General features: G+C 44.6%; 17 protein-coding genes, 1 tRNA gene and 1 rRNA gene. 12 read left to right on the forward strand and 7 right to left on the reverse strand.

From position 1 onward, the window contains the following. Positions 1-66: 66 nt before the first annotated feature. On the reverse strand, positions 67-1,395 hold the full coding sequence (guaD, locus tag F893_RS15155) for a guanine deaminase (RefSeq protein ID WP_004728993.1): 1,329 nt from the start codon (positions 1,393-1,395) through the stop codon (positions 67-69). 99 nt (positions 1,396-1,494) lie between these two features. Here guaD and F893_RS15160 point away from each other — a divergent pair, with 99 nt between their 5' ends. After that, entirely contained in the window at positions 1,495-2,067 is a 573-nt protein-coding gene (locus F893_RS15160) for a nucleotidyltransferase family protein (protein WP_004728995.1), read from the forward strand. 40 nt (positions 2,068-2,107) lie between these two features. Here the strand turns inward: F893_RS15160 and F893_RS15165 are convergent, their stop codons facing one another. Beyond that, on the reverse strand, positions 2,108-3,073 hold the full coding sequence (locus F893_RS15165) for a TerC family protein (RefSeq protein WP_004728997.1): 966 nt from the start codon (positions 3,071-3,073) through the stop codon (positions 2,108-2,110). 331 nt (positions 3,074-3,404) lie between these two features. Continuing rightward, positions 3,405-4,598: a sugar transporter gene (locus F893_RS15170; protein WP_026056557.1), complete on the reverse strand. Its 1,194-nt coding sequence runs from the start codon at positions 4,596-4,598 to the stop codon at positions 3,405-3,407. 155 nt (positions 4,599-4,753) lie between these two features. On the opposite strand from F893_RS15170, the gene F893_RS15175 reads away from it, so the two are divergent. Further along, positions 4,754-5,032 carry a GNAT family N-acetyltransferase gene (locus tag F893_RS15175; RefSeq protein WP_004729002.1) on the forward strand — a complete coding sequence of 93 codons (279 nt, stop codon included), beginning with the start codon at positions 4,754-4,756 and terminating at the stop codon, positions 5,030-5,032. A 31-nt stretch (positions 5,033-5,063) separates the two neighbouring features. Next, positions 5,064-5,354 carry a GNAT family N-acetyltransferase gene (locus tag F893_RS15180; RefSeq protein ID WP_026056558.1) on the forward strand — a complete coding sequence of 97 codons (291 nt, stop codon included), beginning with the start codon at positions 5,064-5,066 and terminating at the stop codon, positions 5,352-5,354. Here the strand turns inward: F893_RS15180 and F893_RS15185 are convergent. Beyond that, positions 5,347-5,694, reverse strand: coding sequence for a hypothetical protein (locus F893_RS15185; RefSeq protein ID WP_005245563.1), 348 nt, complete (start codon positions 5,692-5,694; stop codon positions 5,347-5,349). The two genes, F893_RS15180 and F893_RS15185, sit on opposite strands and share 8 nt — an antisense overlap. Positions 5,695-5,890: 196 nt before the next feature. On the opposite strand from F893_RS15185, the gene F893_RS15190 reads away from it, so the two are divergent. Then, positions 5,891-6,364: a BLUF domain-containing protein gene (locus tag F893_RS15190; protein WP_004729009.1), complete on the forward strand. Its 474-nt coding sequence runs from the start codon at positions 5,891-5,893 to the stop codon at positions 6,362-6,364. A gap of 62 nt (positions 6,365-6,426) precedes the next feature. Here the strand turns inward: F893_RS15190 and F893_RS15195 are convergent, their stop codons facing one another. Both F893_RS15195 and mpl read right to left on the reverse strand, forming a co-directional pair. Further along, the gene (locus F893_RS15195) at positions 6,427-7,509 is read right to left on the reverse strand and encodes a zinc-dependent alcohol dehydrogenase family protein (RefSeq protein WP_004729011.1); all 1,083 of its coding nucleotides are present in this window, start codon (positions 7,507-7,509) and stop codon (positions 6,427-6,429) included. A 358-nt stretch (positions 7,510-7,867) separates the two neighbouring features. Continuing rightward, complete coding sequence (mpl, locus tag F893_RS15200; RefSeq protein ID WP_005252988.1) at positions 7,868-9,232, reverse strand: UDP-N-acetylmuramate:L-alanyl-gamma-D-glutamyl-meso-diaminopimelate ligase; 1,365 nt, start codon at positions 9,230-9,232, stop codon at positions 7,868-7,870. A 242-nt stretch (positions 9,233-9,474) separates the two neighbouring features. On the opposite strand from mpl, the gene F893_RS15205 reads away from it, so the two are divergent. From F893_RS15205 to F893_RS15220, 4 genes are all read left to right on the forward strand, one after another. After that, positions 9,475-9,816, forward strand: a complete 342-nt coding sequence (locus tag F893_RS15205; RefSeq protein ID WP_005252989.1) for a DMT family protein — start codon at positions 9,475-9,477, stop codon at positions 9,814-9,816. A 198-nt stretch (positions 9,817-10,014) separates the two neighbouring features. Further along, on the forward strand, positions 10,015-10,527 hold the full coding sequence (gene purE / locus F893_RS15210) for a 5-(carboxyamino)imidazole ribonucleotide mutase (RefSeq protein ID WP_004647147.1): 513 nt from the start codon (positions 10,015-10,017) through the stop codon (positions 10,525-10,527). A gap of 15 nt (positions 10,528-10,542) precedes the next feature. Continuing rightward, positions 10,543-11,664, forward strand: coding sequence for a 5-(carboxyamino)imidazole ribonucleotide synthase (locus F893_RS15215; protein WP_004281903.1), 1,122 nt, complete (start codon positions 10,543-10,545; stop codon positions 11,662-11,664). Positions 11,665-12,345: 681 nt separating this feature from the next. Beyond that, on the forward strand, positions 12,346-13,638 hold the full coding sequence (locus F893_RS15220) for a lytic murein transglycosylase (protein ID WP_004281900.1): 1,293 nt from the start codon (positions 12,346-12,348) through the stop codon (positions 13,636-13,638). Positions 13,639-13,749: 111 nt separating this feature from the next. Here F893_RS15220 and F893_RS15225 read toward each other — a convergent pair whose 3' ends face one another. Then, positions 13,750-14,877 (reverse strand): anhydro-N-acetylmuramic acid kinase, encoded by a 1,128-nt coding sequence (locus F893_RS15225; RefSeq protein ID WP_004281899.1) that lies wholly within the window; start codon positions 14,875-14,877, stop codon positions 13,750-13,752. Between the two features lie 80 nt (positions 14,878-14,957). Between F893_RS15225 and tyrS the strand changes: the two genes are divergently transcribed. The 4 genes from tyrS to F893_RS15245 all read left to right on the forward strand — a co-directional run bounded on the left by tyrS (position 14,958) and on the right by F893_RS15245 (position 19,416). Next, positions 14,958-16,172 (forward strand): tyrosine--tRNA ligase, encoded by a 1,215-nt coding sequence (gene tyrS / locus F893_RS15230; protein WP_005252995.1) that lies wholly within the window; start codon positions 14,958-14,960, stop codon positions 16,170-16,172. Positions 16,173-16,711: 539 nt separating this feature from the next. After that, complete coding sequence (locus F893_RS15235) at positions 16,712-17,005, forward strand: hypothetical protein (RefSeq protein ID WP_004281895.1); 294 nt, start codon at positions 16,712-16,714, stop codon at positions 17,003-17,005. 736 nt (positions 17,006-17,741) lie between these two features. After that, positions 17,742-19,279: ribosomal RNA gene (locus F893_RS15240) — 16S ribosomal RNA — on the forward strand. A 60-nt stretch (positions 19,280-19,339) separates the two neighbouring features. Further along, a tRNA-Ile gene (locus F893_RS15245) sits at positions 19,340-19,416 on the forward strand.

Here is a 19,416-nt window from a genome sequence, read left to right on the forward strand (position 1 = left end):
AAAAAAACACAGCCCAGTGCCATGGCAGACAGGATCAAGTATTGGCGACGGCGGGATTTTTTTGTTTTATTCACTGGCTGCTGCTTTGACATAAACGGCTGCTCCATAGACATAGGTGGCTGCAATATTACGGTCATCGCCAAGCATGGTCAGTGCAAAAAATGCATCTTCAATATTTTTGGCTCTGCTCTGGCGTAACTGCTGTAAGGCAGTGGTATTGAGATCCAGCACCACAAAGTCGGCTTCCTTGCCAATATTAAAGTTCCCCAGGCGATCATCCAGACTCAAGGCTTTGGCACCGCCTAAAGTGGCATGATACAAGGCCTCAAAGGCAGAGAGTTTTTCGCCCTGCAACTGCTGCACCTTATAGGCTTCATTTAGGGTTTGCAGCTGATTAAATGATGTCCCTGCTCCAATGTCTGTGCCTAAGCCGACTTTGACCCCTTTGTCCCAGGTCTTTTTCAGGGGAAATAAGCCACTGCCCAGGAACAGGTTTGAGGTCGGACAGAAGGCAATGGCGGAGTCGGTCTGATGCATACAATCCCACTCTTCATCTTCTAGATGCACGCAATGTGCGAAGACGGATTTGCTGCCGGTTAAACCATAATGATGATAAACATCCAGATAACCTTCACGTTCAGGAAAGAGTTCTTTTACCCAGGCAATTTCATTCTTATTCTCACTTAAATGGGTATGCACATACACATCCGGATATTCGGCTTTGAGCTGCCCGGCTTTTTGTAATTGTTCAGGTGTTGAAGTTGGTGCAAAGCGTGGGGTAATCGCATACAGGTTCCGCCCCTGTCCATGCCACTTTTCAATCAGCGCTTTAGAGTCGGTATAAGCCGTTTCTGCTGTATCTGTTAGCGCTTCCGGTGCATGACGATCCATCAGGACTTTACCCGCGATCAGACGCATATTGCGGGTGGTTGCCGCATTAAATAAAGCATCTACGGATTCAGGGTGAACGGTACAAAAGACCAGTGCAGTCGTGGTGCCATTTTTAAGCAATTCCTGCACAAAAAATTCGGCAATTTTTTCGCTATAGGATGCATCTCGGAACTGGATTTCAGTGGGAAAAGTATAGGTGTTGAGCCATTCCAGCAGTTGTTCACCATACGCCCCGATCATTTCCGTTTGCGGGAAATGAATATGGGTGTCGATAAACCCGGGAACAATCAGTTGATCTGGATAGTGCTGTAATTCAGCGTCGGTAGGAAGTCGTGACTGCCCTTCTTGCCAAGGACCAAACCACTGGATTTTACCCTCTTGAATGATGACTAAACCATCTTCTACATATCGCACTTGGTCGTGTATATCACGTGCTTGGGCAACTGTATTCTGAATGTCGAGGAAGCGACCACGGATCGCTGTCGTTGCAATTACAGAAGACATTTTAAACCTACGCTTTTTGATTTTTTCGATTGATTGTAGCTGAAAAAATTGCCATGTTTGTATGAACATTCATATTTAAATAGTGATCCAGATTCTTTTATGACCCCATCCAATGATCATGATCAATTTCAACAGATCGTGCGTGCGCAGCCGACCTTAATGCGCATCTTGCATCAGTTAGCACAATTGCACTCTGAAGCTTATGTCGCAGCGGGTGTGTTACGTCATGTGATCTGGGCGCATTTACATGACTGGGAATATGAAATGAATCATACTGAGGTCGATGTAATTTTCTATGACGAAAATAAGCAGGCTCGCGCTATAGAACAGCAACTTACAGATCAGTTAAAAGACTATTTTCCAGATATCTGTTGGGATGTGACCAATCAAGCCTTTGTACATGAGTGGTATCGTACCGATCAAAATGAAAGTATTGAGCCTTTAACTTCAATTAGTCATGCGCTGTCATTATGGCCAGAAACTGTCACGGCCTTGGCACTGCGCCTGAAAGATGATGAGTTGGAGTTGATTGCCCCTTTCGGTTTAGCAGATTTATTTGAGTTAAAGCTGCGTTGGAATCCGAATTTAGTCAGTTATGCCGTGTTCGAACAACGCATGCTGAGCAAACAGTTTTTGCAAAAATGGCCCAAATTATCCCTGATAGAACAATAAAAAAAAGCCTGCTGATGCAGGCTTTTTTGATGATTACTTTTTACAGGGTGGTTTCGTTATATTTCTTGCTATGACGAATCGACAAGATCGCGGTCACAGTCAGGACAATCACAATAAAGCTCAAAGAAATCCAGATCGGCATATGGAACACATCTAGCATCAGCATCTTAAAGCCGATAAAGACCAGAATGATCCCGAGGCCATAAGGCAGATAATGCATTTTTGAGGCTGCGCCCGAGAGCAGGAAGAACATTGCGCGCAGGCCTAAAATCGCCATCAGGTTTGCAGTGAGGACAATGAAGGGATCGGTGGTGACGGCAAAAATAGCCGGAATAGAATCGACGGCAAAGATGACATCAGAGGCTTCAACCAGGATCAGGACCAGGAACAACGGCGTTGCCCAGAGCAAACCATTTTGACGGACAAAGAATTTGTCGCCCTGAAGTTGCGGGGTAATACGCATATGTTTACGCAGCCATTTTAGAATCGCCATATCTTCAATATTGCTGTCTTCTTCATGCTGACCACGCAGGAATTTGAAGCCGGTATACACCAGGAACGCACCGAAGATATATAGAATCCAGGAGAATTCCTGCACGAACCACGCACCAATAAAAATAAAGATAGTTCTGAGCACAATCGCACCCAGTACGCCATATAACAGCAGCTTGCGTTGCAGTGCGGGTGGAATGGCGAAGGCCGCGAAGATCATCAGCCAGACAAAGACGTTATCAATCGCCAGGGATTTTTCCAGCAGATAACCGGCAAAGTATTCCATGACCTTAGCATTGGCAATTGCCGTGCCTGCGGTCTGCTCCAGATACAGCCATAAGCCGCCACCAAATAAAGTCGCGACACTGACCCAGGCAATACTCCAGTAGGCAGCAGTACGGACTTTAACTTCCTGACCATGCTGATGCTTAAAGCCGACAAAATCGATTATCAGCATGACTGCGACAATCGCGAAAAAGACGAGATACAGCCAGAGTGTACCAATGGTTTCCATGTGAATTCTCCACATCGGACAACTAGCCATAAAAAAACCTTGACCAGTTGCCAGATGAAAAACATCTATAACAACATGATCAAGGTCTTGCCTACATCTTACTGTTCCACTTTTTTATATAAAGTGTGACTTCAAGATGCTCAGATACCGACTTTTTGCAAAGTGTAATGACGATATTCTGACACGTTTAAAAATTGAAATTTCATTCTTAAACGCTTGGAGGAGGCTACTCCCCTTGTTCAAACTAAATTTTATTTGAGCGGTAGCTCAATGTGCAGCAAGCATGACAGATTTTTGCTAAGACTACAATTTCATTTACAAAAATCATGCTTCAAGGCGCTTTCTTACCTAAGAAATCCGGACGCTGAATCAGGTATAAGCTGATCAGAAAACCCAAGCTGGCCAGGATTGCTCCTACCCAGCCAATACTATGTAATCCGATATGTGCCGTTACCAGACCGCCGAGTAAGGCACCGCCACCAATCCCGACATTGTACAGACCTGAAAAAATTGCCATGGCGACATCGGTTGCATCAGAAGCCAGATTTAAGGTCTTGGCTTGTAGAGCCAGACTAAACCCAATAATGCTGATGCCCCAGATTAACGCCAAGCTATTAAGCTGAAATACACCCTGAGACAGTGGCAGCAATAACAGTAGCGAGATCCCTAGCCCGAGTGTAAATAGCGGAATGGTGAGTCGGGGGAAATGCGGTGCAAAACGGCCAAATACATAAGAGCCGATCAGGCCCGCACCACCATAAATCAGCAATAAGCTGGTGGTCTGCGCAGAGCTGAATTGCGCAATATTCAGCGTAAAGGGTTCAATATAACTATAGGCGGTAAATTGCGCACTAATCACAAGCACGGTAAGCGCAAAGACCAGCATCAGGCTGGGACGTTTCAGCAAGCTCTTTAAACTGCTGAGTGAACCTGAATTGACACTTGGTAATAAAGGTAAGGTTTTGGCCAGCAGTACGCAGACTACGCTCGCCACAACTACGATCAAGGCAAAACTATTGCGCCAGCCATAGGCCTCCCCGACCATCCGGCCAAAGGGAATTCCCAGAACCATCGCCATGGCGGTACCGGTAGCCAATAAGCCCAGTGCCTGAAACTCTTTGCCCTTTGGCGCAACCCGCACAGCAAGCGACGCCGTAATTGACCAGAACAGCGCATGCGCCACGGCAATACCAATCCGGCTCAGCACCAGAATGCTAAAGCTCCAGGCAAAATAGGACAGCACATGACTGAAAATAAACACCGCAAATAAAATCATCAGCAGAAAGCGCCGTTCAATATTTTTGGTCAGTAACATCATTGGCAAAGACAGCAGCGCCACGACCCAAGCATAAATTGTCAGCATCCACCCGACTTGGGTCGGTGACATGGCAAAACTGGTACCAATATCACTTAATAGCGCCACCGGGATAAATTCGGTGGTATTGAAAATAAAGGCAGCAGAGGCTAAAGCAATCACACAAACCCATTGACGCGTCACCGAAGAGGTGGAAGAAGAGCTGGACATAAACATCTGATAAAAGGAACCGGCTGGCAGTTTAAACCTGTTGAGCAAAATGCGGTATTGGCCAGAAGGACAGATTCACAATCCTTTAAAAGAAATCTAACAATAGAGCAGGGAAAAATATGTCAGTCTGGTTTAAAAACAAGGAGAGGATCGGCATGTTGATCGAGCATCAGCAACAGGACACTGGAGGTTTATGGTTCGTAGAGCCAAATGAAAAACGTCTGGCAGAAATGAGTTATTCAAGAGTAAATGAAGATCAATTAGTGATTGAACACACCTGGGTCGATGACAGTCTACGCGGCCAGCACGTCGGATATTATCTGGTCGAGGCCGCTGTGAATTTTGCCCGTGAACACGGCATCAGGATTATTCCAAAATGCCCTTTTGCCAAATCCGTGTTCGAGCGAGAGCCTCACTTTAATGATGTTTTATAATTTAAAAATGACAACAAAGGTTCAGATTCGTATGGAAATCAAATATCAAGATTCAAAACGCGGTGGTGTATTTTTTATGGAAGATCAAGGACGCCGCCTGGCGGAGATCACTTATCAATGGCGGGGCGATGCCGTTATAATTGCCGATCATACCTGGGTTGATGATTCCTTGCGTGGCCACGGTATTGCCCGAAAAATGCTGGATGCACTGGTCGATTTTGCCCGTGAGAAAAGTTTAACCATCATCCCGCAATGTTCCTATGTGGATGTCATGTTTAAACGTGACCGAAGTCTGGCCGATGTCGCAGCAACGGCTATTTAACTACCCAAGGGGATTTCCCGAAAGATAAATGCAGTTTTTCTTTCAAGGCAGGAATCAATATAACCTGTAACAGGGTATATAAACCGAAACCTGCCATCACGCCGGTCATCGCCCAGAAAATTTCTTCAAACTGTTGCAGCATCACTAAAATTGCCATGATCAGCAGGTAACTGGCATGAAAATAAATACGATGCCCAACAAATTTCAAGATCGTCCAGCTAATAAAAATTGAACTGATCAGCAGATTGGTTTGAGCGCTGAATTGCCAATTATTTAAAGTGATCATCAGGATAAAGCACACACATAACAAGGCGAGGGTTAAAATCAGATCTTTTAACATCAAGTGATCCTCATGTTCATGGTAGGTGTATGAAAATATTCGTTTAATCATTCAGGCACTATTGTTAAAAGTTTAATCCAGAAATGCAAACTGAAAACCATGTAAGCAAAAACGGATATTTGATTAAAAAATAGTCGACTTAATTTAAAATTATTGATTAAATTGTGTTTTTAATTCTTCCTTTTAGTGAGATGGCATGATCCTACAGCTTTGCTATGCCAGTGAACGCATAGAATCTGAACAAGAGTTGTTACAAGATTTGAGCGATATTTTGGCCACTGCCCGGAAGTTCAATCTTCAGCAGCAGATTCATGGGGTGTTGTATTATTCCCATGGCAAGTTTTTCCAGTGCCTTGAAGGTCAGCCTGAAGTAGTGGAAAGTTTATTTCAGAGCATTTGTCAGGATCCCCGCCATCACAATGTCCTACGTTTTGCAGATGCAATAGTAGAGCAGTCCCATTTCTCGGAATGGTCAATGAAATATGTGCATAAACACAGTGAAATTTCTTCTTTATTTTCACGTTTAGGTTTGAAGCAATTTGATCCGCATGCCTTACAGCAGTCAGGAATTGCCGAATTCCTCAAAGTACTGTATCGCCTGGAAGAAAATCAGGCCAGTCTGGCATCGCCAAAAGGCTATAAGCAGCGTGGTTATGTCCCCTATTTCTGATCTGAGGGGTAAATGCTGAAAATAAAAAAGTCCGCATAGCGGACTTTTTTGTCTGATGTGGATTAGCTCATGTCAATCATGACTTTTAAGGCCTTTTCATCGGAGGCATGTTTAAACACATCATAGGCTTTTTCAAAATCGGCAAATTTAAAATGATGGGTCGCCAGTTTTTCTAGGGGCAATTTGCCGGAACAGCAGGTTTTCAGCAACATCCCTGTGGTATTGGCATTCACCAGGCCGGTGGTGATGGTCAGGTTTTTAATCCAGAGTTTGTTCAGTTCAAAACTCACCGGTTTACCATGTACGCCGACGTTGGCAATATGCCCGCCCTCCTTCACGACATGCTGGCAAATATTCCAGGTAGGCTCCACCCCCACTGCTTCAATGGCACAGTCGACCCCGCGTCCATCGGTAATCTCTAGAATCTTTTGAATGGCATCTTCTTTGGCAGAGTTGATGATATGCGTCGCGCCGACAGTCTTGGCAAATTCCAGCCGATTATCATCCATATCCACCATAATAATATTGGCGGGTGAATAAAACTGTGCGGTGAGCAGACAACTCATGCCGATTGGCCCTGCCCCGACAATCGCGACATTGTCGCCTGGTTTGACATCGCCATATTGCACCCCAATTTCATGTGAAGTTGGCAGGATATCTGAGAGGAATACGGCCACATCTTGATTCAGGCCATCGGGTAAATGATAGAGTGAGGTATCGGCAAAGGGCGTGCGTACATATTCGGCATGGGTGCCATCAATCATATAACCCATGATCCAGCCGCCTTCATTGCGACAATGGGCATAGAGCTGTTTCTGGCAGTTTTCACAGGTTCCGCAGCGGCTGACACAGGAAATAATCACCCGGTCGCCCTTTTTAAAGTTTTGCACGGCGGAACCAACTTCTTCCACAATGCCAATACCTTCGTGACCTAAAATACGTCCCTTAAAGCTGCCCTCTTTACGCGTAGCCTCCTGCTCAATTTCCGGGTTTTTACCTTTCCAGATACCCAAGTCGGTACCGCAGATGGTAACTTTTTCCAGTTTAATGATGGCATCGCTGGGATGCAAAATGGTGGGAACTGGGCGGTCTTCAAAGCGGATATTATTTGCGCCGTAATAGACCATCGCTTTCATCGTTGTCATGACACATCTCCTAATGGAATGAGGAATGAGAATGACCTGACTCAGCGAGAATAATGAACGCCTCGATTGCTTTTATATAGTGACAGCGATGGGCTGATTTATGATCTGGCTTTCAGGCCTATAGATACCTGTGTTCTTCTCGATTGTGCCTTGAGTGATATGGCGCTGCAATGAGTCTTGTGTACAGATTGCAACAAAAGATCATCAGGGAGGGTTCAGAGATAAATCTGCTATTTGGGTCAATATTTAAATCATAGGATTGCAGGATCAGAACAACGGTTCACTTTTTCTCAATCAACGTTTTAATATGCTAAAAAAAGCCCGCTAGGCGGGCTTATTCACTTCACTTAAATCTATTTTATGCTTGTAAAACAGTGATTAGCTTCTGATGCAAACCGCCAAAACCGCCATTCGACATAATTACTACGGCATCGCCCTCGCCTGCTTCTGCCACCACAGTCTGAATGATGTCATCCAGTGTGCGTGCAACTTTGGCCTTGTTTGGCGCAGCCTCAATGACCGGTTGCAGATCCCAATCCAGTCCTTCCGGTTGATACCAGATCACTTCATCGGCCAGACGTGCAGAATGAGCCAAGCCATCTTTATGGCTGCCCATGCGCATGGTATTGGAGCGCGGTTCAATAATTGCCCAGAGTTTGCGTTCACCCAGACGTTTGCGCGCGCCTTCTAAGGTCGTATCAATCGCTGTCGGATGGTGCGCGAAATCATCATACACCTCGATACCACGGACTGTGCCTAACAGTTCCATACGGCGTTTCACACCACCAAAATTGGACAGCGCTTCACAGGCGGTTTCAATCGATACACCGACATGTTCAGCGGCTGCAATCGTCGCAAGTGCATTCGCCACCGAATGCTGCCCGGTCATATTCCACTGTACTTCGCCTTTGACTACGCCCTGTTGCAGGACTTTGAAATGTGAACCATCTGCTGACAATTGTTCTGCATACAGTTCAGATTTTTCGTTGGCATCCAGACTGGTGCGCACTACAGGCGTCCAGCAGCCCTGCTCCAGCACTTCATCAATATTGCTCTCAGTAATCGGCGCGATAATCCGGCCTTCACTTGGAATGGTACGGACTAAATGATGGAACTGCTTTTGAATTGCGGCTAGATCATCAAAGATATCGGCATGGTCAAATTCCAGGTTATTTAAAATTGCTGTTTTTGGATGGTAATGTACAAACTTGGACCGCTTGTCGAAGAAAGCAGAATCGTATTCATCGGCTTCGACACAGAAGTATTTCCCGCCACCGAGACGCGCACTTTCTGAAAAGCCTAAAGGCACACCACCAATCAGGAAGCCCGGCTCCAGACCGGCTTGATCCAGTACCCAAGCCAGCATGGTTGTTGTTGTGGTCTTGCCATGAGTTCCGGCGACACCCAGCACATGCTTGCCTTGTAACACATGGTCAGCCAAAAACTGCGGACCTGAAATATAAGGCAGACCTGCATTCAGCATATATTCGACTGCATCAATACCACGCTTCATGGCATTACCGACAATGACCAGATCCGGATGCGGCTGCAAATGGCTGCGGTCATAACCCTGCATTAAAGTGATGCCCGCATTTTCAAGTTGGGTCGACATGGGTGGATACACATTCAGGTCTGAACCTGTTACCTGGTGGCCCAGATCGCGTGCAAGTAGCGCTAACGAGCCCATAAAGGTGCCACAAATACCCAAAATATGCAGATGCATCTACTTCACTCCGTTCCTGTCTGACCCATCACTTTATATTGGTGCTGTTGTCATGATTTATTCAATTTGCAAGCAACGATAGCAAGGCTTTAGCTGAAAAGATAGTGAAAATTCTGGCCTTGTTGCGGGATTTTTTAAATCCTGTTTCACGGATAAATTCAAAGAAAATTTCAAAGTGACGCAATGTCTTTTCGCCTAATAAACCGTAAAATAAGTTCGACCTTTTTGCAGAGTGCATGCAGATGCTGCCGGCTTTATTTCTTCTGGTAATTGCCAACTGTTTTATGACCCTGGCCTGGTATGGGCATTTAAAGTTTTTGCCACATGATGCACCGCTCTGGCAAGCGATTTTATTCAGCTGGGCCATTGCCCTGTTTGAATATAGCCTGATGATTCCGGCGACCAAATTACTGGCGCAGCAAGGAATGGCAGTCGGTCAAATGAAAATTACCCAGGAAGTCGTGACTTTACTGGTCTTTGTTCCTTTTATGATTTTCATGTTTAAGCAGCCTTTTAAACTGGATTATCTCTGGGCTGCTTTATGTCTGTGTGGATGTGTCTATTTTGTATTCCGCAGTTCCTAAATAGTTGTAACTGCGGCTACTCCCTTATTTTTATTCCAGTTTTTGAAAATTCGATAAAAAAACAAGAAAAATCGAGCCTTGCTTTGACCGTTAAATTTTATGAAGCTGAATTTTCAGTCTATAATACGCACTCCTATTCAAGCTTGGCTCTCTCGTCGAGATTTATCTTTTCTCACTTTAATCTCTGGAAAATTTGCAATGAATGCGGCTGCTGCACAAGATACTCCTCTCGTAGGTATTATCATGGGTTCTCAATCAGATTGGGCAACTCTCGAACACACTGCCAATATGCTCAAGCAGCTTGGTGTCCCATTTGAAGCCGAAGTTGTTTCTGCACACCGTACCCCAGACCGCCTGTTTGAATATGCCGAGCAAGCGCGTGATCGTGGTATTCAGGTAATTATTGCCGGTGCAGGTGGCGCAGCGCATTTACCGGGGATGTGTGCGGCGAAAACTGATCTTCCAGTTTTGGGTGTACCGGTGAAATCTTCGATTTTAAACGGTGTTGATTCATTGCTGTCTATTGTGCAAATGCCAGCAGGTATTGCAGTCGGTACCTTGGCGATTGGTCCTGCCGGTGCCACCAATGCTGCCATTATGGCCGCGCAAATTCTGGGTTTGACCCGTCCAGAAATCGCAAAAAATGTTGCAGATTTCCGTGCAGCGCAAACAGATAAAGTGGCAAGCAACAATATTCCAGGCCAGGCTTAAGTCGAGACACAGATTATGGATAAAACCATCGGTATTTTTGGTGGCGGTCAGCTGGGTCGTATGATGGCGCAAGCGGCACTTCCATTAAATATTCAATGTACATTTTTTGAAGCCAGCACAGACTGCCCTTCTGCTGCTTTGGGTCCGGTGATTTCGAGCCAAGCTGAAAATGGTCTGCAAGACTTTATTAACAGTGCAGATGTATTTAGCCTTGAGTTTGAAAATACGCCACTTGCAGATGTTGATGTACTGACGCAAAGCAAGCAACTGCATCCGCCGCGTCAGGCTTTGGCGATTGCCCAGCATCGTCTGTCTGAAAAAGCCTTGTTTGATGAACTGGCTATTCCGGTTGCACCGTACAAAGCGGTCACTTCACTGGAAAGCTTACAGGCTGCTGTAGCTGAACTGGGCTTGCCGATCGTACTGAAAACTTCGCGTGGCGGTTATGATGGCAAAGGTCAATTTGTTTTACGTTCGGCCGATCAGATGGATCAGGCCTGGGCAGAATTGGGCCCTGCGGGTGAACTGATTGCTGAAAGTTTCGTGACTTTCTCGCGTGAAGTTTCAATCATTGCAGTACGCGGCCAAGATGGTGATGTAAAAACCTGGCCATTGGCGGAAAATCATCATCATGACGGCATTCTGTCGCACTCGATTGTGCCAGCACCGGACAGTACTGACTTGCAGCCGGTAGCACAAGAATACATCACTCGCCTGCTGAATCATCTGAACTATGTCGGTGTGCTGACCCTTGAGCTGTTTGTGACAGACAATGGCCTATATGCCAACGAGATGGCACCACGTGTGCATAACTCGGGTCACTGGTCGATTGAAGGTGCAGTATGTTCGCAGTTTGAAAACCATGTGCGTGCCGTGGCAGGTTTACCTTTAGGTTCAACTGAAGTGATCCGCCCAACTGTCTTGGTGAACATCATTGGTCAGCATCCGAAATCTGCAGATGTACTTGCTCTGGAAGGTGCACATTTGCATCTTTACAATAAGTCAGAGCGCGAAGGCCGCAAGATTGGTCACATTACCCTGATGCCAAATGACAGCGCGCAATTGTCTGTACTTTGCCGCCAACTGGCGAAAATTTTACCGAATCCATTGGCATTGAGCGAAGATATGACCATCTAGGCTTTAACTTGCTGATAAAAAAAGCGATTACTTCGGTGATCGCTTTTTTATTTGTCTGCTTTCAGGCATGATTGCGCCTCTTCAAAAATACCTGCCATTGGTCGGATCAGTTTTTAAATCAATTGCTTATAAACTGATCAATTGAGTATAAATATAACAATCCAATAAAACCTTTTTTACAGCTGAATTTTGCCATATTCACTTGTAGATAAGCTTGAAATCAAAGTTTGAATTTAAAACTGGAAAGCAGTTTTGAATTTAAATTCATAAAAATAAATTCAAATTTAAATCGCACTTTGAATTTAAACTTGCGCTTTTAAATTCAAAAAATATGAATTCAAATTTAAAACTGGATAAATGAATTCAAAGTTTTTGAATTTAAAAATATTAGCCCATTATTCAAATGAATTTAAAACAAAAACGAGTGTAATTAGAGCATGTTGATGATCGTGACTCGCTTTTCCTGAAACAAGTTATCCCCAGTAATTTTTTAAATTCAAAAATCCTGCTGATTTGAATTTAAAACAAGCTTGTGGATAACTCGTGTTTAAATTTAAAGATTACAAAATGAATTTAAAAGTGTAGGAATTATGAATTTAAATTTACGCATTGGCGCTTTAATTTTCATCATGAGCTGCTAAGGTAGAAGCATAATTCAAAATCTAAATATTCAAGGGTCTTATGCAACGGCTTGCACTTTTTATTGGTTCTGTGGTCTTGGCTGCTTCACAGGCACAGGCTGAACTTATTATTAATGGTCAACGTGTCACGCCGACTGATTTGACCTCTAGTTCAAATATCCCGAATTATGCCTCCCAAAATAATTTTCAAAACTGTCTCGCTAATTTGCGCAGTCAAGCTGTTGCTAGAGGTGTAAGCGGCAGTACCTATGATCGTTATACCCAGAACTTAAACCCGGATTATTCAGTGATTGAACGCCTGAATTACCAGCCTGAATTTTCTACCCCGATTTGGGATTATCTATCTGGTTTGGTGGACGAAGAACGGGTTCAGCTCGGCCGGCAAAAACTACAGCAACATCGTGAGGTGCTCAATCGTGTTGCTGCTACCTATGGTGTACCTGCAGAAACGGTAGTTGCGGTATGGGGTGTCGAAAGTAATTTTGGTGATATTTCGGGGAAATATCCTTTATTACAGGCTTTAGGAACTTTGAGCTGTGAAGGTCGTCGCCAGAGTTATTTTCGTGGTGAGTTTTTTACCACAATGAAACTGTTACAGCGTGGCGATGTGCGTGAAGAACAATTAAAGGGTTCCTGGGCAGGCGCATTTGGTCATACCCAGTTTATGCCATCGACTTATGATGAACTTGCAGTTGATTTTGATGGTGATGGCCGACGTGATCTGGTTTCGAGCATTCCTGATGCACTGGCATCGACCGCCAACTTTTTAAGCAAGCGTGGCTGGCAGAGCGGGCAACCTTGGGGCTTTGAAGTCAAGATTCCGCAAGGCATGTCGGTTTCCGGTGAAGGCCGAAGAAATAAAAAATCCTTGAGTAGCTGGATCAATCAAGGGGTGGTTCGTGCCGATGGTTCGGCATTGGTTCAAGGAAATTTATCGCAATCTTCTCAGGCCGGATTGCTTACACCTGCAGGCCCGAGTGGTCCAGTATTTTTGGTCTTTAAAAACTTTGATGCCATTTATAGCTATAACGCGGCAGAAAGTTATGCCTTGGCGATTGCGCATTTATCCGATCGCCTGCAAGGTAAAGGCTCATTTATGACCACATGGCCTACTGATGATCCGGGAACTTCGCGTGCAGAACGTCGTGAGATCCAGCAATTTCTGTTAAACCGTGGCTATGATATTGGTGCGGTGGATGGTCTGATTGGAGATAAAACCCGTCAAGCGATTCGTCAGGAACAGCAGCGTTTGGGCTTGAGTCCAACAGGTCGTGCTGGTCAGCAGATTTTGCGGGCCTTTAGAAATGAAAATGCCAAACGCATGATGCAATAAAGAATATTGAAAACGAAAAAAGGTCTGCATTCATGCAGACCTTTTTTGATGACTGTTTTTGAGTAGTTATGTAGCTATAGAGTCATGCAAGATAATAGTAATTCGCTGAATTTAAACAGCAGTAATGGTGCCAAGGACGCGATAGCCAGCGGCACCAGTGACTGCAGGCAGGTTACCATTCAGTTGATTCATAAAACGCATGGCCAGCCAGGCAAAGGCAGTAGCTTCCACCCAGGTGGGACTGAGGCCCAGATCGGCGGTAGTCTGTACGCTCCATTCATGTTTGCGCAGGCGCCAGCGCAACTGCTCCAGTAAATGTGAGTTATAGGCACCGCCACCGCAAACAAAAACCTGTCCGGTATCCATGCCAGAGCGGTAAATTGCTTTTTTAATGGCACGGGTAGTGAGCTTTAATAAAGTCGCCTGTACATTTTCTGGAGTATCTTCCAGTTCATCGTATTGCAGGTCATTGCGCCAGTCAGCAATCTGTTCATCCAGCCATTCCAGGTTGAAATCTTCACGACCGGTACTTTTCGGAGGTTCTTTGGAGAAGAATGCGTGTGACTGCAAGCGATCAAGCAAACTGCGAATCGGGGTGCCATAGGCTGCCCAGTTGCCATTTTCATCAAAAGGCTGACCGGTATAACGGGAACACCAAGCATCCATCAAGATATTGGCCGGTCCGGTATCAAAACCATAAACCTCTTCAGGCTTCCCGGCAGGCAGCAGGCTGACATTGGCAATGCCACCCAGATTTAAAATTACCCGGTGAATGCTGTCATGCTGGAAAATATCCTGATGAAATGCTGGAACTAAAGGTGCTCCCTGACCACCTGCCGCCAGATCACGACGACGGAAATCTGAAATCACCGGAATCTGAGTAATTTCAGTAATGATGTTCGGGTCACCAATTTGTAGGGTAAAACCATGTTCAGGACGATGCCGGATGGTCTGGCCATGCGAGCCAATCGCCTTGATTCTGGATTTATCCAGGTTATTTTTTTCAATCAGCGCATTAATACCATGACCAATCATTTGTGCCAGTGCAACATCAGCCTTGCCCATACGGTCAATTTCATTGTCATCTGGCAAGGTCAGTGCCATCAGCTCATCCCGAAGGTCGGGATCAAATGCCAAAGTGAGTGTGGCATGAAGCTGGAGTGGATCAAAAGAAGCAGCAACAATATCGACACCATCCATGCTCGTGCCGGTCATTACCCCAATATAGATCGCTGTCATGGTTATTCTTAAGCCTGCAATATGCTGAAAAAGTGTTAGTATATCGCACAAATTGAGTAACTGATGTATTGGATTTTGTGATGTCAAATTTCCTGCCGGCTGAAGAACAACTTGCCCTCATTCAACGAGGCACCCACGAAATTATTTCTGAAGAAGACCTTCTCAAGAAATTAAAACAGAATCGCCCATTAAAAATTAAAGCGGGTTTTGATCCGACTGCGCCTGATTTGCACTTGGGCCACACGGTTCTCATTAATAAGTTAAAAGTATTCCAAGATTTGGGTCATGAAGTGTTGTTTCTGATCGGTGACTATACTGCGATGATCGGTGACCCAACTGGTAAGAGCGCAACACGTCCACCATTGTCACGTGAACAGGTTTTAGAGAACGCTAAAACATATCAAGAACAAGTATTTAAAATTCTTGATCCCGACAAAACCAAAGTGGTGTTTAACTCGGAATGGTTTGCGCAAAAAACTGCGGCTGATTTAATTCAATTGGCATCACAGCAAACGGTTGCGCGTATGTTGGAGCGTGATGATTTCACCAAACGTTATAACAACCAGCAGCCGATCGCGATTCATGAATTTTTGTACCCATTGGTACAAGGCTATGACTCTGTTGCGCTGGAAGCAGACGTAGAACTGGGTGGTACAGATCAGACCTTTAACCTGTTGATGGGTCGTACCTTACAAGGTCGTTATAATCAAGAAGCACAAGTATGTATCACAGTGCCAATTCTTGAAGGTTTAGATGGCGTCAACAAGATGTCTAAGTCTTTAGGTAACTATATTGGTGTATTTGATGCACCGGGCGCGATGTACCAAAAAGTGCTCTCAATGCCGGATGCATTGATTGAGCGTTATTTTGATCTGCTGAGCTTCAAAACCATTGAAGAAATTCAACAGTTATTAAAAGAAGTGGCTGAAGGCCGTAATCCACAAGAAGTCAAAAAGATTCTTGCGCTGGAGCTGGTCGAGCGTTTCCATGGTGCAGAAGCGGCTGCCAATGCCCACAAAGGCGCGGGTAATATCATTACTGAAGGTGAATTACCCGAAGGTACGCCAGAAGTGACCATTTCACGTGGCGAGTTTGGTGGTGAAATCTTTATTACCTCGATTTTACGTGAGGCAGGCTTAACCAAAAATGCAGCCCAAGCCAAGGATGCATTAGGCCGTGGCGCAGTAAAAGTGGATTGGCAGACTGTAGATACGACGTATTCTGTGAAAGAGAACGTGACTTTGATTGTTCAGGCCAGCAAAAAAGCAATTGCTAAAGTCACTTTTGTTGACTAAAGAGCGGATAAGTTATTGAAATAAAAGCAGGCTTCGGTCTGCTTTTTTTATTGATGTTCTATATTTAAAAATCAAATAAGTAAAGTCAAAAAAAACCCTATGAAAACAATAGTTAATTTTTCCCAAATCACTTGCTTTTCATCTTTATTATGTATAGGATTTATTCATCTAGAGAATTCGTTTAGAGCATCTAGAGGGTAGTAAAAATAATAGTACTCCACAACTGAGAAAGTCTCTTTTCCAAGAGGCTCTTTTTAAAAGCTTTAAAGCGAATAACTATAATAATGACATAATGGATCGGGTAAAGATTCAATTCTAAGGAGGAGATTTTGGGAGAGATCTCTTCCTTTTTTCTTTATTATTGCGTAATCAAGATATAAATCTGCATGCCTGCTTTTCTCGTTGAGCCATCAAACTTAAAATTAACCAGTAAATTGAACTTAGGTGAATGACCCTAAGAATGAGTTCATTTCAATTGACTCCAAAATGACTCGAAAAGAAAAGTGCAAAACATAAAAAATTAAGGCAGAGGTGATTGAATGTATCGCTTTCCAACAGAAAATATTTTTGATGAACAAATCGATTGCATATTACGGTTCTTATTTGAATACCAGCCGGTCGAACAAAAACAGCAACTCTATGGATCTGTCTATACTTTATTTATGCAGCTTGATCTGGCCGCGCATTACTTTCTATTTTCCCTGATTGAAGAGCAGTTACCGCGACGCGCGAAATTATTCTTTATTGCCGAGGATTATCAGGGTAAGAAAGACATGACTGTAGAGGTCATGCAACATTGGCGTGGACAGCAACAGCAGGAAAAAGTCGCTTAATGCAAAATAACAGACTTTATCTTCTATATATAAGTGATCTACGCATGGTCTTGGGATTCGAAAAACTAAAAATGAATACTTCTTCTATATAGCAGCCTAAAAATAGGCTTTTATAAAAGCCTTGTACGTAAAAAATAACTCATCAATTGAGGAGTCTAGGATTTAGATCAGTTTATTGGACGAGATAGAATAATTTTGGTTTTCTTTTGATGAGCTAATTTAAATAAAAGATAAGATTTGAATGTCAAAAGGCTAAAAATACTGTTTTAAATATTATTGTGATAGTTTTTAGGTCTAAATGAATTTTCAGTTATAAAAATAAAATGACGTGTTTAGTGGGTTTATTGCATAAAAACGCTTAAAAATTAGATAAAAAAGCGATTTTTCAGTAATTTTTGTAGAAAAAAAAGACATACGTGAAAAATATAGTGAATTGGGGGTTGCAATGATTCTGAAATCCTCTAGAATGCACCCATACCGACGAGATAGACGGAAACGAACGAAGCAGAATGGCGGAGTTGTTGAGTTTATCGAAGTCCAGCTTCTGGCACTGACGAGGTGTTAGAAAGATCATTAAGAGATTATGAAGAACAACTTGTGTGGATTTTTACTGGTTGATTGATCGAAATTATTTTCATTGATTGATGGTAGAAATTACTCGAAGTTTATTTGAGAAATATTTGTCAGAAAATTGATGAGCCAGATTTGGTGTTTTGAATAAAGCACTATTGATTTTAAACTGAAGAGTTTGATCATGGCTCAGATTGAACGCTGGCGGCAGGCTTAACACATGCAAGTCGAGCGGGGAAGAGTAGCTTGCTACTTTACCTAGCGGCGGACGGGTGAGTAATGCTTAGGAATCTGCCTATTAGTGGGGGACAACATCTCGAAAGGGATGCTAATACCGCATACGTCCTACGGGAGAAAGCAGGGGACCTTCGGGCCTTGCGCTAATAGATGAGCCTAAGTCGGATTAGCTAGTTGGTGGGGTAAAGGCCTACCAAGGCGACGATCTGTAGCGGGTCTGAGAGGATGATCCGCCACACTGGGACTGAGACACGGCCCAGACTCCTACGGGAGGCAGCAGTGGGGAATATTGGACAATGGGGGGAACCCTGATCCAGCCATGCCGCGTGTGTGAAGAAGGCCTTTTGGTTGTAAAGCACTTTAAGCGAGGAGGAGGCTACCGAGATTAATACTCTTGGATAGTGGACGTTACTCGCAGAATAAGCACCGGCTAACTCTGTGCCAGCAGCCGCGGTAATACAGAGGGTGCAAGCGTTAATCGGATTTACTGGGCGTAAAGCGCGCGTAGGTGGCCAATTAAGTCAAATGTGAAATCCCCGAGCTTAACTTGGGAATTGCATTCGATACTGGTTGGCTAGAGTATGGGAGAGGATGGTAGAATTCCAGGTGTAGCGGTGAAATGCGTAGAGATCTGGAGGAATACCGATGGCGAAGGCAGCCATCTGGCCTAATACTGACACTGAGGTGCGAAAGCATGGGGAGCAAACAGGATTAGATACCCTGGTAGTCCATGCCGTAAACGATGTCTACTAGCCGTTGGGGCCTTTGAGGCTTTAGTGGCGCAGCTAACGCGATAAGTAGACCGCCTGGGGAGTACGGTCGCAAGACTAAAACTCAAATGAATTGACGGGGGCCCGCACAAGCGGTGGAGCATGTGGTTTAATTCGATGCAACGCGAAGAACCTTACCTGGTCTTGACATAGTAAGAACTTTCCAGAGATGGATTGGTGCCTTCGGGAACTTACATACAGGTGCTGCATGGCTGTCGTCAGCTCGTGTCGTGAGATGTTGGGTTAAGTCCCGCAACGAGCGCAACCCTTTTCCTTATTTGCCAGCGGGTTAAGCCGGGAACTTTAAGGATACTGCCAGTGACAAACTGGAGGAAGGCGGGGACGACGTCAAGTCATCATGGCCCTTACGACCAGGGCTACACACGTGCTACAATGGTCGGTACAAAGGGTTGCTACCTCGCGAGAGGATGCTAATCTCAAAAAGCCGATCGTAGTCCGGATCGCAGTCTGCAACTCGACTGCGTGAAGTCGGAATCGCTAGTAATCGCGGATCAGAATGCCGCGGTGAATACGTTCCCGGGCCTTGTACACACCGCCCGTCACACCATGGGAGTTTGTTGCACCAGAAGTAGGTAGTCTAACCTTAGGGGGGACGCTTACCACGGTGTGGCAGATGACTGGGGTGAAGTCGTAACAAGGTAGCCGTAGGGGAACCTGCGGCTGGATCACCTCCTTAACGAAAGATTGACGATTGGTAAGAATCCACAACAAGTTGTTCTTCATACGATGTATCTGAGGGTCTGTAGCTCAGTTGGTTAGAGCACACGCTTGATAAGCGTGGGGTCACAAGTTCAAGTCTTGTCAGACCCACCA

This window comes from Acinetobacter sp. CIP 102136, from assembly GCF_000369685.1.
GTDB classification, from domain to species: Bacteria; Pseudomonadota; Gammaproteobacteria; order Pseudomonadales; family Moraxellaceae; genus Acinetobacter; species Acinetobacter fasciculus.

Excerpts from the sequence above, each read along its gene's own strand:
- F893_RS15165 (WP_004728997.1), bottom strand. The coding sequence starts at position 3,073 with ATGGAAACCATTGGTACACTCTGGCTGTATCTCGTCTTTTTCGCGATT.
- purE (WP_004647147.1), top strand. The coding sequence starts at position 10,015 with ATGAATGCGGCTGCTGCACAAGATACTCCTCTCGTAGGTATTATCATG.
- F893_RS15175 (WP_004729002.1), top strand. The coding sequence starts at position 4,754 with ATGTTGATCGAGCATCAGCAACAGGACACTGGAGGTTTATGGTTCGTA.
- mpl (WP_005252988.1), bottom strand. The coding sequence starts at position 9,232 with ATGCATCTGCATATTTTGGGTATTTGTGGCACCTTTATGGGCTCGTTA.
- tyrS (WP_005252995.1), top strand. The coding sequence starts at position 14,958 with ATGTCAAATTTCCTGCCGGCTGAAGAACAACTTGCCCTCATTCAACGA.
- F893_RS15195 (WP_004729011.1), bottom strand. The coding sequence starts at position 7,509 with ATGACAACGATGAAAGCGATGGTCTATTACGGCGCAAATAATATCCGC.
- F893_RS15160 (WP_004728995.1), top strand. The coding sequence starts at position 1,495 with ATGACCCCATCCAATGATCATGATCAATTTCAACAGATCGTGCGTGCG.
- F893_RS15170 (WP_026056557.1), bottom strand. The coding sequence starts at position 4,598 with ATGTCCAGCTCTTCTTCCACCTCTTCGGTGACGCGTCAATGGGTTTGT.
- F893_RS15180 (WP_026056558.1), top strand. The coding sequence starts at position 5,064 with ATGGAAATCAAATATCAAGATTCAAAACGCGGTGGTGTATTTTTTATG.
- F893_RS15185 (WP_005245563.1), bottom strand. The coding sequence starts at position 5,694 with ATGTTAAAAGATCTGATTTTAACCCTCGCCTTGTTATGTGTGTGCTTT.
- F893_RS15235 (WP_004281895.1), top strand. The coding sequence starts at position 16,712 with ATGTATCGCTTTCCAACAGAAAATATTTTTGATGAACAAATCGATTGC.
- F893_RS15205 (WP_005252989.1), top strand. The coding sequence starts at position 9,475 with ATGCTGCCGGCTTTATTTCTTCTGGTAATTGCCAACTGTTTTATGACC.
- F893_RS15220 (WP_004281900.1), top strand. The coding sequence starts at position 12,346 with ATGCAACGGCTTGCACTTTTTATTGGTTCTGTGGTCTTGGCTGCTTCA.
- guaD (WP_004728993.1), bottom strand. The coding sequence starts at position 1,395 with ATGTCTTCTGTAATTGCAACGACAGCGATCCGTGGTCGCTTCCTCGAC.
- F893_RS15215 (WP_004281903.1), top strand. The coding sequence starts at position 10,543 with ATGGATAAAACCATCGGTATTTTTGGTGGCGGTCAGCTGGGTCGTATG.
- F893_RS15190 (WP_004729009.1), top strand. The coding sequence starts at position 5,891 with ATGATCCTACAGCTTTGCTATGCCAGTGAACGCATAGAATCTGAACAA.
- F893_RS15225 (WP_004281899.1), bottom strand. The coding sequence starts at position 14,877 with ATGACAGCGATCTATATTGGGGTAATGACCGGCACGAGCATGGATGGT.